This window comes from Bacteroidota bacterium (genome assembly GCA_018698135.1).
Lineage (GTDB): Bacteria > Bacteroidota > Bacteroidia > CAILMK01 > JAAYUY01 > JABINZ01.
In genome coordinates, this window is record JABINZ010000053.1 from 1 (window position 1) to 15485 (window position 15485).

Below are 15485 nucleotides of genomic sequence, written 5' to 3' on the forward strand. Positions count from 1 at the left end.
AGGTTGTACCATATTTTGTTTCCATGATGATGTCGAAAACATCCAAATCAGGATCCAATATGCCTATCCATTCCACATCTTTGGTAACTTCTAATGTATGTGCTTTTGTCATTCTTGATATCTATTTGCATTATTAGGAGGTGCAAATTTATTAAAACTAAAATACCTCTATCGATTTTTTAAATAAGTTTAACGCATGTTCTATATAATACAACTGACATAACTATTAAACTTACCATTCATATTTTGGCCACAGATTCACAAGATTTCACTAACCCACTGAAACAATTCTGGAATCTGTGGAAATTTTACCATCATAGGTACAATAGATGATATTCAAAATAAGTTTAACCAAAATCCTTTCATCTATTATCTTTGTACGGAAATTAGTATTTTGCAATCTAATTGATGATCGAAAGGATGAAACAAACAGATATAGCCATTCAAATTGAACGAATTCTCGAACTCAAGAAAGAGAACAATGCAATAATTCTTGTACATAATTATCAGGATCCAGAAATATATAAAATAGGCGATTTTATTGGCGATTCACTTGAGCTTTCACGCAAAGCGATGGAAGTAGAGGAAGAGGTTATTATTTTTTGTGGTGTAAAATTTATGGCAGAAACTGCAAAAATTTTAAATCCATCAAAGCGAGTTATCCTTCCTAATCTGGAAGCTGGATGTTCCATGGCGGATATGTCGGATGTACCAGGATTGATGAAACTGAAAGCTGAACACCCAAATGCCGGAGTTGTTTGCTATATCAATACCAATGCAGATGTTAAGGCCGAATCAGATATCATATGTACTTCTGCAAATGCCATAAAAATGGTTGAATCATTACCAAATGAAGAGATTATTTTCCTACCTGATAAAAATATGGCTGCCTATCTGCAAACAAAAACCAAAAAGAAAATCATCCCCTATGAAGCGTATTGCTATATCCATAATGCGCTAGATGGAGATATGTTACGTGATTTTAAAAGTCGTTACCCAAAGGCAGAAGTGATCTCGCATCCTGAATCTCCTCCTGATGTATTGGCTCTGTCCGAACATGTTCGTGGAACAAGCGGGATGATTAAAGCTGCTATTGAGTCAGATGCAAAAGAATTTATTATGGTTACCGAGTGTGGAATGGCTCAAAAGCTAAGAGATGACGTGCCAAATAAAATATTCCATTCATTTTGTAACATCTGTTCCTACATGAAAATGACTAATTTGTTTTTGGTAGAGCGTGCTTTAACCAAAATGCAATATGAAATTTTTGTTCCTGAAGATGTTGCTGCCAAAGCAAAAATTGCCATTGACAGAATGCTGAAATTATCTTAATTAAAACTTCATCACATTCCCTGCCTTCAATTGCTTTATTCCTATTATTTTTGGGGTACTAATTTCAGTAAGCTAAAGCCAAACTTTTGAATAATCGCTATTCATGCAGTATTACGATGTAGTTGTAGTTGGATCCGGAATTGCAGGCCTTTCCTATTCTTTGCGGGTTTCTGAATATTTTCAGGAGCATTATCCTGAGTTTAAAATTTGTATTCTTACCAAAGGAGAAGAAGACGAAACGAATACAAAATATGCACAAGGAGGTGTAGCTGTTGTTACAGATTTTTTTAAAGACTCCTATGAAAAGCATATGCAGGATACCATGATGGCAGGAAATGATTTATCTAATCCTGATATTGTGGAAATGGTCATTAAAGATGGCCCTGCTCGAGTAGAAGAAATTATCCGCTGGGGAACTGAATTTGATAAAAAAGTGACAGGTGAATATGATTTAGGAAAAGAAGGTGGGCATTCGGCCAATCGCGTATTACACCACAAGGATATTACAGGAAATGAAATAGAACAAAAACTGCTTAACAAAGTCAGAAAGTATAAAAATATTACCCTTCTTAATCACCATTTTTCAATTGATTTGTTAACACAGCATCATTTGGGTCAGGATTTACCCAAGAAAAGTGAAGATATTGAGTGCTATGGTTTGTATGTGATGAACCAAAAGAATAAACAGATATCCAAAATCCTCTCTAAAATTGTTGTGATTGCAACCGGAGGATTAGGACAGGTTTATTACAATACAACCAATCCGAAAATTGCTACTGGAGATGGAATTGCTATTGCTTACCGAGCCGGTGCTTTGATCGAAAATATGGAATTCATTCAATTTCATCCCACATCTCTTTTTAATCCTGGAGAAAGACCTTCTTTTTTGATTTCGGAAGCTGTAAGAGGATATGGAGGCATATTGAAAACAAAAAACGAAGAAGAATTTATGCAAAACTACGATAAGCGGGAATCATTGGCTCCTCGGGATATTGTAGCGAGAGCCATTGATTCGGAAATGAAAAAATCAGGTGATGAATATGTTTGTTTGGATTGCAGGCATATTCCGAGAGCAGAATTTGCTGAACGATTTCCAAGGATATTTGAAAAGTGTATTAGTATAGGCATCGATCCTTCAATACAAATGATACCGGTTCTACCCACCTGCCATTATGCATGTGGAGGTATTAAAACAGATGTAAACGCCAGAACAACCATTAAGAATTTGTATGCCATTGGTGAAGTGGCTTCAACAGGTTTGCATGGAGCCAATAGGTTGGCTTCCAACTCTCTTCTCGAAGCGCTTGTATTCGCACATAACTGTTTTCAGGATACGATTAGTCGGATAGGAGAATTGGAATTAAGAAACAATATACCCGAATGGAATACAGAGGGAACCACGCAACCGAAAGAAAGGGTTTTGATTACGCATAAATTAAAGGAGTTGCAATATTTAATGAGCGATTATGTGAGTATTGTTCGAACTAACAAGCGTTTAGAGCAAGCTATGAACCGATTAAATCTCTTATTTGAGGAAACAGAAACTTTATATAATCAGGTTCAGTTATCACCACAACTTTGCGAATTAAGAAATTTAATTAGTGTTGCCTATTTAATTACTCGAGCAGCCAGCAAGAGAACAGAAAATAAAGGATTGCATTTTAATAAGGATTTGGATCACAATTACCTTAATAATAAATTGCATTCATCCATATAGCGGTATCTTCTGTGAAACCTATTATTCCTAAATCTTGGGTGTAATAAAATACATTATGAGGAAAGTAGGACTGATTAGTGAAGACATCGTAATAGGTTTTGTTTCGCAATACGATAGAATCCAAAAGATCATTATTTAAATAAAGTATCCCACTATAATAGTTTTCTCCTGCAATAATGCTCATTTTCATCTCCTCAGACTTCCAGATCAAACTAAGATTTAAAAGCTCATAATCTTGCCCAGTCATATGATCATCATCAATATAAAGTCTGGCTAAAAAGTGATCCTTTCGGTTTGAGTTATTTTCCAGGAAGGCGTCAACTTGAATGTATTCTCTATATAGTTTTGTTCCCATCCCGGAAATGTTTTCATCTTGTCCATCAGATTGATATTCTAGCTTTCTGTAGAATTTATAGGATGTATTGAATACGATGGAGTCGGTATCTGATTTTTTGAATACAAGTTTTTCAGAAATCCCAAAGGGTAAATAACTTTTTGCTTCTTCTGAAATAAACTGAGGTTTTGTGTATTCTTTTGTGCAACTCACAAGCCCTATTAAAAGGAAGAGACTATAATTTAAATATATGGATTTGAAGAATTTAATCATGGAATAACTAAATTTCAGCTTAAAACTAATTCGAAATTATGAAAAAATATTGGCTATTCGTCTTTTTCATGATACTTCTTAATTCAATTTTTTCACAAACTGTAACATACTTTAATGTAAATTCAGGTTTTTCATATTCTAATCTTGAGTTTGGATTTGATGATGGTGCTCCAACCCAAACGATCAAAGGACTCAATTGGATTAATAACATTGGATTAGGAATTACTACAGTTCGTCATTTTGCACTCGGTGCAGAAGCTAATTTTTCGTTTTACAATACTCCACAAAAAAGGAAGGACAATCCAGTAGATAGAGGAAGTGAACTCAGGTTTAATGGGAAGGTTTTTGCTCGTTTTGGAATTACTGAAAGCTTTTCAATTAAGCCTTTTTTCGGATATAATCGCTACGATTTTACTGGATATATAAATGAAAATGAGAAACAAAGTATTGAAGGTGGATTGTCTTTTATGTATCAGAAAAATCGAATATTTTATGAAATCATGTTCAATACTTTCCCAGAGTATGATCATTTGTTAATATGGAATTCAACTTCGGATTATTATCGAATAAAAGCATTTCACATACCAAGTATAAGTTTTGGGCTTAATTATATTCTGGACAGTAAAAAGTATTTTGAATTTGCTCTATCTCAAAAAAACGATGAATCTTACTATAATAAACATAGAGGTTTTCGTATTGAAACTGGTCTTTTGTATGTTTTTCCAGCCATTGGATTAGCTTATGAGTTCAACGAAAAAGCTGATAAAAAATCAAAATTACTTTTGGGAATGCGTGCCGGATTTTTAAATGGTTTAGGAGGATGTGCTGAGTTGTACTTTTCTAAAAAACATAAAATCTATCAATCGGAAAAACTACACTATAAGTTAAATGTAGGTTATGAACTTGGAGCAGGAGTTATTTTATGGTCACGTATAACCCCATGGCCAGTTGCTTCTGGCTTTTTAGAAAATGAGTTTACCCGCTTTTTTATCAAATTAGGAACAGGAACGAATATATTTCAAGCCACTCTGGGTTACAAATTATTCTAATATCAAAGATAAATATTGGATATTCTTAGAAATTAGGCCTTAGTTGGAATTTGGTATAAAAATCATCGATAACTTTGACTGCTTCATCTACCGTATCAACCACTTTAAAAATATCCAAATCTTCAGGAGAAATTGTTTCTTCCTTTATCATGGTTGTTTTAATCCAATCAATTAGTCCAGTCCAATAGTCTGAGCCAAACAAAACAACAGGAAAAGTAACAATTTTATGCGTTTGAATTAGGGTAATGGCTTCAAAAAACTCGTCCATGGTGCCAAAGCCTCCAGGCATCACAACAAAACCTTGGGCATATTTAACAAACATCACTTTGCGAACAAAAAAGTAGTCGAAATTAACCAACTTATCTGCGTCAATATATGGATTGTAATCTTGCTCGTGCGGTAAAATAATGTTTAATCCAACGGATTTTCCACCACCTGCTTGTGCTCCTTTATTGGCTGCCTCCATGATTCCAGGGCCACCACCTGTAATGATACCGTAACCCATTCCTGTGAGACGTTCTGCGATCTCTTCAGTGTATTTATAATAATCATTGTCGGGTTTGGTTCGAGCCGATCCGAAAATTGAAACACAAGGGCCTATGCGATTCAAAATTTCGTATCCTTTTACAAATTCACCCAGTATTTTAAAGAGCGACCAGGATGATTCCGCTTCAATTTCTGTCCAGGTTTTATTGCCTAGAATATGTTGTGCATTCATGAATGATTATTATTTTTTGATGTTGTACTTATCAATTAAATTATTAGTAGCCTTAACGCTTATACCAATTTCAGTTGCTGCTTTGTCAATGTCCCAATTATACAAATTCAATTTTTCCCGCAAAAAAATCATTTCTGCTTGCTCCTTGAATTCTTCCATTTTTTTAAACTGACTGATGTCCAATTCTTTTGAAATATCGTGCCTTGGAATGGGTTTCCCATAAAGCCTGACATCTTCAGCTGTTATTTCTTTTTCGCAAAGAATAGCCATGCGTTCAATGGCATTGTGTAATTCACGAACATTTCCTGTCCAGGTTATTTTTTTTAGTTCCTGCAAGGCATCGGGGTGGAAAGTTTTCATTGGCAAACCATGTTCCTGACAAATTTCTTTAATGAACCGATCAGCTAATAAAGCAATATCATTTTCGCGTTCATTTAAGGATGGAACACGCATAACAATAACGCTCAGGCGATGATATAAATCTTCTCTGAAGTTTCCTTTTTCGATTTCTTTCAATAAATCTTTATTGGTTGCGGCAATTACGCGTGGATTAACAGTAATGTGTTTCTCTCCACCAACCCGCACAATTACTTTCTCTTGCAATGCACGTAATACTTTGGCTTGAGCAGAAAGACTCATATCTCCAATTTCATCAAGGAATAAAGTGCCATCATTAGCTTGCTCAAATTTTCCGATACGTTGCTTATGAGCAGATGTAAATGAACCTTTTTCATGTCCGAATAACTCACTTTCGATTAATTCGGATGGAATTGCAGCACAGTTTACTTCTACTAAAGCTCCTGTGTTGCGGTTACTTTTTTCATGTATCCAGCGAGCTACCAATTCTTTTCCTGTACCATTTTTTCCTGTAATCAAAATGCGTGCTTCTGTTTCAGCAACCTTGTCGATGGTATCGCGGATATCGGTTATAGATTTTGATTCACCAATGATATCGTGGGTTTTGCTGATTTTGCGTTTAAGAACTTTGGTTTCCTTAACCAGTTCGGTACGATCGATAGCATTGCGAATATGCAGGAGTAGTTGATTCAAATCGGGTGGTTTGGAAATAAATGCAAACGCTCCTTTTCGCGTGGCTTCTACGGCAATTTCTACTGTTCCATGACCCGAAATCATGATAAAAGGCACATCCGGATTAATGGCCATGGATTGCTCCAACACTTCAATGCCATCCATTTTTGGCATTTTGATGTCACACAAAACAGCATCGTATTTTTTCTTTTTTATTTTTTCAATGGCCTGAAGACCATCTGCGGCTTCTTCAATTTTATACTTTTCGTATTCAAGGATGTCTTTCAGGGTTTCTCGTATGACTTTTTCGTCATCAACTATAAGGATTTCGGGCATATTATTTTTTTCAATTACTAATTAAGTCGCTTAATTTTCCAATATTTAAGTAAAATGAATCCAAAAATCATTCCACCAATATGAGCAAAGTGGGCAATATTACTATCACCACGGTTTGAAAATCCGAGCCAGAGTTCAATCAGGCCATATCCTATTACAAAATATTTTGCTTTAACAGGAATTGCAAAATACAAGTAAATCACAGAGTTAGGAAACATCATCCCAAAGGCCAGTAAAATTCCAAATACTGCTCCTGAAGCGCCAACAACAACAGGTTGGTTTAATAAGTCAATTTTGAATGTCTCGATTACTTCATAATTGAGATTTTGAATGGAAATAGGCTGACTAACAATTGGATTTAAAGCATTGATTAACTGATGTTGGAAATCAATATTCTCAGGATTTGATAAATAGCGATTAATGGGATCTAAGTAGGGCTTTATTTCAAGATAGAAAACACCATAATGTAGCATTGCAGCTCCAATTCCGGTTGCTAAATAATAGATCAGAAAGCGCTTCGGACCCATGTAGTTTTCAATGGCATAACCAAACATCCACAGGGCAAACATATTGAAGAAAACATGACCAAATCCTCCATGCATAAACATATAGGTGATTACCTGGTAAGGTTCAAACTTTTCACTTCCAAAAAAATGAAGTCCCAGTTTATCAGATAAGTCAATACCAAGTTTCTGAACCACCAATGTGGCTACAAAAAAAATGACATTGATGATTAGTAGATTTTTTACTACCGGTGGTAAAATCTGGAAACGTCCGGGAGAATAATGATTCATGAATATTTATTTAGAATAACAAAATTAAGTATTATTTATGGGAAGAATCAGGAACAATTTTCTGACCACAATGGATAAAGTGTACAAATTGGCAGATGGGATAGATAAATATAAGCATACTGATTAATAAATCCCTCATATCTAAGCCAGTCTTACTGATAGCCAGCCATTTCAGCTTTGTTGATGCTATTGATTACCTCCAAGGCTTCATCAACAAATTCAATGGGTTTAATGACCAATTCAAGTCCGTTGGGTTTTTCATTGAACTTGCATCTGCCGGGATTATGTTTGACAAAAGTCAAGGTTTTTTGTAAAATGGTGGTTTGGAATTTCTGATTTTTGGTGTTTGAATAGGGGAAGAAAGCACGCATTAATTTGTTTTTGAGCGTGATTTTTTCAATGCCCATTTCCATAGCTTGCCATTTTAATCGGATAAGATCGAGCAAATCGTTGGTTTGGTAAGGAATTCTACCGAAACGATCCTGCAATTCTTTTTCAAATTTTGCTAACTCAGTTTCATTGAAAATCCTATTCAACTTATTGTAAAGTATCAATCTTTCTTCTACACTGCTGACATATTCGTCAGGCAGCAAGGCTGGCATATTGGTATCGACCACACATTCCTTGAATAAATTGACTTCTTCTTTTTCTTCAAAAAAGCTCCCAAACTCTTCCTGTTTAAGTTCTGTTAACGCTTCATCCAGAATTTTTTTGTACATATCCAGACCAATCTCAGAAATAAAGCCGCTTTGTTCTGCTCCTAATAAATTTCCTGCACCCCGAATATCCATATCGCGCATGGCAATGTGCAAACCGCTACCCAATTCGGTGAATTCTTCTATTGCGGCTAAACGTTTTCGTGCATCACTTGTTATGGCCGTAAATGAATGAACAAAAAGATAACAATAAGCTTTAATATTTGATCGGCCTACACGACCTCTCATTTGATATAAATCGCTTAAACCAAAATTTTGGGCATCGTTAATTATAATGGTATTGGCATTGGGGATGTCTAAACCTGATTCAATGATATTGGTGGACACAAGAACATCATAATAGCCATCAATAAAGTTCAGCATAATTTCTTCCAGATCAACTCCTTCCATTTGTCCGTGAGCAACTGCTATTTTAGCATAAGGAACCATGGCTCGAATGCTATCCGCTAAATTTTTTAAATCCTTGATTCGATTATGCACAAAAAATACTTGTCCGCCACGCGATAGTTCGTGCTCAACGGCTTCCTGTATCGTTTCTTTTTCAAAAACTTTTAAGGTGGTATCAATAGCCTGCCTATTAGGAGGAGGTGTGTTGATAATGGAAAGGTCTCGCACGCCCATTAAAGAAAACTGCAATGTTCTTGGAATTGGAGTGGCAGTTAATGAAAGGGTATCGACATTGATTTTGGTAGCTCGGAGTTTTTCTTTGGCAGCTACACCAAATTTTTGTTCTTCATCAATTATAAGTAGTCCCAAGTCTTTAAACTGAATATCTTTTGAAAGCAATTTATGTGTTCCGATGACAATATCCAGTTTCCCGTCTGCCATTTTTTTCTTAATCTCTGTTGCTTTTCTTGCCGATTTAAAGCGTGATAAATAATCGATATTGCACGGAAACTCTTTTAGCCGATCGGTAAAAGTTTTATAGTGCTGAAAAGCCAAAATGGTGGTAGGAACTAAAACAGCAACTTGCTTACTATCTGCAACGGCTTTGAAAGCAGCGCGAATGGCAACTTCCGTTTTCCCATAACCTACATCTCCACAAATTAATCTATCCATGGGATAGGCTCTTTCCATGTCCTTTTTTAATTCGACAGTCGATTTTGATTGATCGGGTGTGTCTTCATAAATAAAGGATGCTTCCAATTCTGTTTGTAAGTAGGTGTCGGGAGAAAATGAAAAACCTTCTGTGGCTTTTCGTTGTGCATAAAGCTTAATTAATCCGCGTGCAATGTCCTTTACCTGCCCTTTGGTTTTATTTTTTAAGTTTTCCCAGGAATTGGATCCCAATCGGTGTAGCTTAGGTTCTTTGCCTTCTTTTCCCACAAATCGGGAAATTTTATGCAGCGAATGAATACTCACATAAAGCAAGTCTCCTCCTTTGTATTCCAGTCGCATGGCCTCCTGTGTTTTGCCCTGTGTTTCAATTTTCTGCAAACCAGAAAAACGACCAATTCCATGATTTATATGGGTTACATAATCTCCGGGCTTAAGCTCATAAAGTTCCTTTAACGAAAGAACTTTGTTTTTGGAGTAAGATTTATCTTCTTTGTATTTATGAAAACGATTAAAAATTTCGTGTTCCGTAAAACAGGCAATATTCAAATTTTGATCGGTAAATCCTGCGTGTAAGTTTTTATAAATTGGTGTAAACTGCACTTCTTCATTTCTATCTTCAAAAATTTCATAAATCCTTTCAATTTGTTTTGAAGATTCAGAAAAGATGAAATTCTGCACTTTTTGATCCTGATTTTTTCGCAGGCTTTCACCAAGTATATTGAAGTTTTTATTGAAATTTGGTTGAGGGTTTATTTTGAATTCAAACTGTTCATCTGCTTTGAAAAATGGCGTATTACTCAAATCAATGCAATTAAATAACTGCAAATTATTGGTAATAAAATCGCTGCTGTTGTAGTATTTTTTAGGATCCGGAATCTGGAGACTATTATTTTCTTTATAAAGCTTTTTGACATCCTCGAGATGCTTGTCCAGTGCATCGCGAATAAAACTAAATTGATCAAAAATAACCAATGTTTCAGGCGAAATAAATTCTAATAATGAAATATACTGATTGCCTTTATTACTTTTTTCAAGATTTGGAATAATTGAAACCTGATTTAGGTTACGAGTTGATAATTGAGTTTCAGGATCAAATTCACGTATGCTTTCAATTTTGTCGTCCAGTAATTCAATTCGATAAGGCAATGGATGCGCAAAAGAATATATATCAACGATTCCTCCTCTTACTGAAAAATAGCCGGCTTCATTGACAAAATCAGTAATCTCAAATCCAGAGTCATAGAGGAAGTCAATCATAAAATCAATATCCATTTTGGAGTCAACAGATAGTTGTGATGTGTTTTCGCTTAAATCATCCTGACTGACAACTTTTTCGGCCAATGCCTGTGGATAGCTTATCAGAATTCTTCCTGTTGAACTGGGTTTCTTAAGTTTGTTAAGTAAATCAGTACGTTCTAATGTAAGCGGGTTTAAGCGGCTACGTGGATCATCGTTTTTAAAAGGAGAGGGAAAAAATAATATTTTTTGTTTTGCGATTAAAGATTCTAAATCATTTTTTAGATAAATAGCATCATCTCGTGAGGAAAGTATGATCAGTTTATCTCTTTTACTTAACTCATGTAAAGCGCTGATGAAAAAGGATTTGGAAGATGCTTTTAGCCCTGCTACCGATACTTTTAGCTGGCTATAATCATGAATTAATGCGCTAAGCTTTTGTAGGTTGTCTGTTGACTTATATCTGGATATTATTTGCTCGAAACTCAAATCTGACTACTAAAAATGATTAAATAATCGCAAAGTTACGCTTATTCATTATTCCTCCTTGCTTCTCATTAGCTTGAAAATAAAGATATTTGCTGCTGATTAGATTATACATCCTTTATGGCAAAAAAACGCTCATTTAAAAAATTCCTGACCAAACTCCTGAAAAGAGTTTTCATTTTCTTTTTTGCCTCAACCCTATTGGTCACTATCGTTTATAAATGGATTCCACCTCCACTTACTCCCTTAATGCTTATTCGATTAGTAGAGCAAAAGAAAGCGGATCAAAAACTGAAACTTGCAAAGGATTGGGTGTCACTGAAAAATATATCTCAAAACATGCCTTTAGCCGTATTGGTCTGTGAAGATCAAAATTTCATGAATCATCATGGTTTTGACCTTGAATCGATAAAGAAAGCCAATCAGGATAATAAAAAAGGAAAGCGCAAGAGAGGAGCCAGTACGATTTCACAGCAAACAGCAAAAAACGTTTTTCTGTGGCCTGAAAGCTCCTGGTTACGAAAAGGCTTGGAAGTATATTTCACAACATTAATTGAAGTAATTTGGGGTAAAGAACGCATCATGGAAGTTTACCTCAATGTGATTGAAATGGGAGATGGTATTTATGGTGCAGAAAAAGCATCTCAAGTTTATTTCAAAAAGAAAGCATCTGATTTAAATAGAAATCAGGCAGCCTTGATAGCCGTATGTCTGCCAAATCCAAGAAAAATGAGCCCATCAAAAATTACAACATATAGGGTTAAACGACAGGTTTGGGCACTTACACAAATGAGTTATTTTGATTACCTGGATTTTGAAAAAAAAGCAAAAAAGGCAAAAAAATCAAAAAGAAACAATGATTGATTGAATGCATGAGCAGTTGGAAAAGTGCAAATGAAAGTTTTTTCATTCTTTTTCAATTCTCTAAATTTCTTTAAAAAAAAACAAGCTTAGTAATTTGTTAAAACCTGAATAGGAAACAACATGCTCAATTTATATTTATGGACAGCAATAATTTGGATAATTATCCTTGTAATTGGAATTGCTATGCGAAAAAAATGGCTGGGAAAAAACTTTTTGCGCCTGGCCTATATTCTTTTAATTCTGATTTTACTGGAAGGAGTTTGTTTGCTTGCCTTAAAAATTAAAAGTGGATATTGGCTTTTTAATGAAAAATACAATCTGAATGCAGAGCTATTTGAACCCCATCCTTATTTGGTGGGTGTTCCCAAAAAGAATGCGGAATTAAGAGTAAACGGAATTACATATAGCAATAATGCTGAAGGCTTTCGCGGAAAAGAGTTTGAGAAGGCTAAATCAAAAACACGCATTGTTGCTGTTGGAGGTTCAACAACCTATGGTACAAGTGTAAATGATTGGGAAACCTGGCCAGCCTACTTAGATAGTATTATGGGCGCAGATTATGAGGTCTTGAATTTTGGGATTTCAGGTCATTCAACGGTAGAGCACATTATTCAATCGAGTTTTATATTGCCTGAATACAAACCCGATGTTGTTTTGGTTCATTGCGGATTGAATGATCTTCGATCAGCCTATATTGAGGATCTTGCATGCGATTACAGTGATTTTCATGCACCTAATTTATTTGGCGCATTGGGTTTTTGTCCATTGAATAAACTACCTCGACTTGCCATCATAAGAGCTGGAGTTTTAATATTGCAAAAAGTAAAATTATATCCGGAATGCACCTATTATCAAACAGCAGTTAGGCAGGATTCAAGCCTTATGGCTTTAGAACGTGCGCTGGAACTTTATGAACGAAACTTAACTACTTTATCGGCTATCCTTAACAAACAGGGCGTAGAGCTTGTATTTGTTCCTCAACTATTGCACAAAGATGCTATCGAGGGAAATAAATTGAAATGGTGGATTCCCTATGTTGAAGATGATCAACTTCTTGGATTAATTGCTGATTATAATAAGTGCATGAAAGAAGTTGCCATTAAGGAGTCAGGAGCTTTTGCAGATGCCGTTCTGGACTATAATTGGAAGGGTGCTGATTTTGTTGACCCAAGCCATCTGAATGCTGATGCTAACCTAAGGTTTGCAGAAATAATCAGCCATTATATTAAACATGATCGGGATACAATTGAATTTGCTAATCAGAAATAATGAAGAAATATTTGTATACAGCACTACTTGTGCTTTTCTCTTTTAGTCAGCTATTTTCACAGCCTGAAGGTGTAAGTTTTGAACTTAATTATACTGGCAAAACGTCTGGTGATGTTTTAAAATTAACGGTTACCAATTCTGGTGATAAATTATACTATCAAAACATTAGTCCATTTTTGCTCAACCCAGGAAAAGCTTCTCAAGCATTGTTAATTCCTTTTGGGCAAATTGTCAATGTAAAAGCACACGAATCAAAAACAATTTATTTGAAAGGATATTCGGTATTTCCTGATCGTTCGAATAATGACAATACAGAGGCCAACATTAATACTGATTATGTTTTAAAGGCAATAAGTGAAAAACAAAAGTCATATGAACGTTTTTTCAAAGACACCACTACCTATACCATTCGAAAAGTGAATTTGTCAGAATTAATTCCTTTTGACTACATACTCACTACACCCGGCACATTCAAAATGCTTGCTTATACATTTGATGTTGAGAAAAATGATGATTTGGCCACCGTATTGTTAGTGGAACAAGCGCAGCGTATTGCCAAAGCATATGATCGATTGTATACTGCTGGAAGGATAGTAACACATTTCAATGCAGATCCTGTATTTGAGAAAGAATTGATTATGCAGCTATCCATTTGGATTTGTGCCAGTGGAATTGAAGGAAAAGCATTAAAAAACACTCACATTAAAAAGCTTATTGCCGAATTGTATAAAGAGTTTAGTCAACAAGAAAAAGGCAAGGAAATAAATGAGCACATCAAGACATATTATAAAATTTTGGAACGCATAGGAAAAGAGTCAAATGTATTTTTGGTACCCATGGATTTTGATAAAAGGCCACAATGCCTGCCTGCTATTGTCGGATTAGTGCCTACAAGCGATAATGTGAAAGCGCCTACTTTAACAAAAAATCGATTTGATGAAATTGCTATCAGAAATCAGGTGATGCATAAACGGAACAATAGTTTGCCCTGTATTTTATCGGAAGAATTGCATGGATCTTTGAAAAACTACATGTATGCGTTTGAAGTAGAGCAACTAATCAGTGAATTTAACGCCTTATATGTTGAATTGAATGATAAGTATGATGGCAGTTCTGATGCAAAAACACAACTCAATAATGCTAATGCAAAGCTTGAGAATCTTAAAAATTACAGTGCTGTTTCCTGGTTAAAAAACAATGCTATTCCCAAAGAGGAAAGAGCAGAGATTGCACTAAATGAATATGAGCAAATAACAATGGATATGATCAAAACAGCAATGGGAGCCAAGTTGTTTTATGCCGTTGGATTTTTTAGGATCATCTCATTGAAGCATGCCTATTTACTAGAATACACCTTGGATAATTATAAATTCAGAGACACGAAATATTCCTTGGATTGTTGCGATTTAACCCGAAAGCCTAGTATTTCTGAAATTGAACTTTCCAATGAGTTGGCTGCTATGACTTTGATTGGAATCAATAGGGCTTCCAATACTTTTTATAATATTTCAGAAGAAATTAAGCAATCAGATGTATTGTATGAAGACATGGTGACGAAGTTTATTGAAGCAGGCTCCGAATTATTTTCTTTACAAGCTTTGCAACAAACCTTTCGGATATTAACATACGATAAGCAAATAATATGTTTGCCAGATCCACCACCGGCCAGCAGAATTGAAGCATTGGAAATAGTAAACAAATTATTGGGAAGTAATGTAAAGCAAACAGGAGAACTGCTTTATGACAAACTTAATTTGGTATATAATAATCAGGAATCACTGGAATTTCATTTTGGCGATTGTAAATGTGGTCAGTTAAAAGAAAGTCATATGCCGATTTTGCCAGTAAAGGACAATTCAATTAATTCACTGACTAATCTGGAATCTATTCCATTAAAACTTACACCAGGCTTTGAGTTCAGTGCCTTTTATGGTCGTTCCTATCTTTCTTCTATGGGTAGCAATAATTTCAATGGTGGAGGTTTGGCAGTTTATGATTCAATCAGTTCTGATCTGGATTCGATATTAAAAGATAATTATAGCAAATTTTATAAATTGAATGAACCTCATAGTTTTAAATTTAATTATTTCAACCAGATTAGTTTTTATGCTGCTTATGATTTATCAGAAAATTTTCAATATCGGATTGGGGCTTCATTTTTAACAGGATCGGCAGAAGGGACTATCCCTTTAACCTATTATGAAAAACCATCAGATACGACTACTTTAGTAACTGTGAACGGATTGATTTACAGCAAAATAAAGACATGGTCA

The 15485-nt window shown here is 35.1% G+C and carries 11 protein-coding genes; 6 read left to right on the plus strand and 5 right to left on the minus strand.

Annotation, left to right across the window (positions count from 1 at the left end):
* Positions 1-420: 420 nt before the first annotated feature.
* On the plus strand, positions 421-1332 hold the full coding sequence (nadA, locus tag HOG71_03235; GenBank protein MBT5989844.1) for a quinolinate synthase NadA: 912 nt from the start codon (positions 421-423) through the stop codon (positions 1330-1332).
* Between the two features lie 103 nt (positions 1333-1435).
* Positions 1436-3049: an L-aspartate oxidase gene (gene nadB / locus HOG71_03240; GenBank protein ID MBT5989845.1), complete on the plus strand. Its 1614-nt coding sequence runs from the start codon at positions 1436-1438 to the stop codon at positions 3047-3049.
* On the opposite strand, the gene HOG71_03245 is transcribed toward nadB, so the two are convergent.
* The gene (locus HOG71_03245) at positions 3021-3596 is read right to left on the minus strand and encodes a hypothetical protein (GenBank protein MBT5989846.1); all 576 of its coding nucleotides are present in this window, start codon (positions 3594-3596) and stop codon (positions 3021-3023) included. The two genes, nadB and HOG71_03245, sit on opposite strands and share 29 nt — an antisense overlap.
* 98 nt (positions 3597-3694) lie before the next feature.
* On the opposite strand from HOG71_03245, the gene HOG71_03250 reads away from it, so the two are divergent.
* A complete protein-coding gene (locus tag HOG71_03250; protein MBT5989847.1) occupies positions 3695-4705 on the plus strand; it encodes a hypothetical protein in 1011 nt (336 codons plus the stop codon).
* Positions 4706-4730: 25 nt separating this feature from the next.
* Here the strand turns inward: HOG71_03250 and HOG71_03255 are convergent, their stop codons facing one another.
* The 4 genes from HOG71_03255 to mfd form a co-directional block, all read right to left on the minus strand.
* A complete protein-coding gene (locus tag HOG71_03255) occupies positions 4731-5423 on the minus strand; it encodes a TIGR00730 family Rossman fold protein (protein MBT5989848.1) in 693 nt (230 codons plus the stop codon).
* Positions 5424-5432: 9 nt separating this feature from the next.
* Positions 5433-6788 (minus strand): sigma-54-dependent Fis family transcriptional regulator, encoded by a 1356-nt coding sequence (locus HOG71_03260; GenBank protein MBT5989849.1) that lies wholly within the window; start codon positions 6786-6788, stop codon positions 5433-5435.
* Between the two features lie 17 nt (positions 6789-6805).
* A complete protein-coding gene (locus HOG71_03265) occupies positions 6806-7552 on the minus strand; it encodes a rhomboid family intramembrane serine protease (protein MBT5989850.1) in 747 nt (248 codons plus the stop codon).
* A gap of 182 nt (positions 7553-7734) precedes the next feature.
* Positions 7735-11082 carry a transcription-repair coupling factor gene (mfd, locus tag HOG71_03270; GenBank protein ID MBT5989851.1) on the minus strand — a complete coding sequence of 1116 codons (3348 nt, stop codon included), beginning with the start codon at positions 11080-11082 and terminating at the stop codon, positions 7735-7737.
* Positions 11083-11199: 117 nt separating this feature from the next.
* Here mfd and mtgA point away from each other — a divergent pair, with 117 nt between their 5' ends.
* The 3 genes from mtgA to HOG71_03285 form a co-directional block, all read left to right on the plus strand.
* Entirely contained in the window at positions 11200-11943 is a 744-nt protein-coding gene (gene mtgA, locus HOG71_03275) for a monofunctional biosynthetic peptidoglycan transglycosylase (protein MBT5989852.1), read from the plus strand.
* 183 nt (positions 11944-12126) lie between these two features.
* The gene (locus tag HOG71_03280; protein MBT5989853.1) at positions 12127-13212 is read left to right on the plus strand and encodes a hypothetical protein; all 1086 of its coding nucleotides are present in this window, start codon (positions 12127-12129) and stop codon (positions 13210-13212) included.
* Positions 13212-15485: hypothetical protein (locus tag HOG71_03285; GenBank protein MBT5989854.1), on the plus strand; the 2274-nt coding region annotated here is incomplete at its 3' end. The genes HOG71_03280 and HOG71_03285, both read left to right, overlap by 1 nt.

Bases quoted from the DNA above. Each gene is read 5' to 3' on its own strand.
- nadA (MBT5989844.1), top strand. From the start codon at position 421: ATGAAACAAACAGATATAGCCATTCAAATTGAACGAATTCTCGAACTC.
- nadB (MBT5989845.1), top strand. From the start codon at position 1,436: ATGCAGTATTACGATGTAGTTGTAGTTGGATCCGGAATTGCAGGCCTT.
- HOG71_03250 (MBT5989847.1), top strand. From the start codon at position 3,695: ATGAAAAAATATTGGCTATTCGTCTTTTTCATGATACTTCTTAATTCA.
- HOG71_03255 (MBT5989848.1), bottom strand. From the start codon at position 5,423: ATGAATGCACAACATATTCTAGGCAATAAAACCTGGACAGAAATTGAA.
- HOG71_03260 (MBT5989849.1), bottom strand. From the start codon at position 6,788: ATGCCCGAAATCCTTATAGTTGATGACGAAAAAGTCATACGAGAAACC.
- mtgA (MBT5989852.1), top strand. From the start codon at position 11,200: ATGGCAAAAAAACGCTCATTTAAAAAATTCCTGACCAAACTCCTGAAA.
- HOG71_03280 (MBT5989853.1), top strand. From the start codon at position 12,127: ATGCGAAAAAAATGGCTGGGAAAAAACTTTTTGCGCCTGGCCTATATT.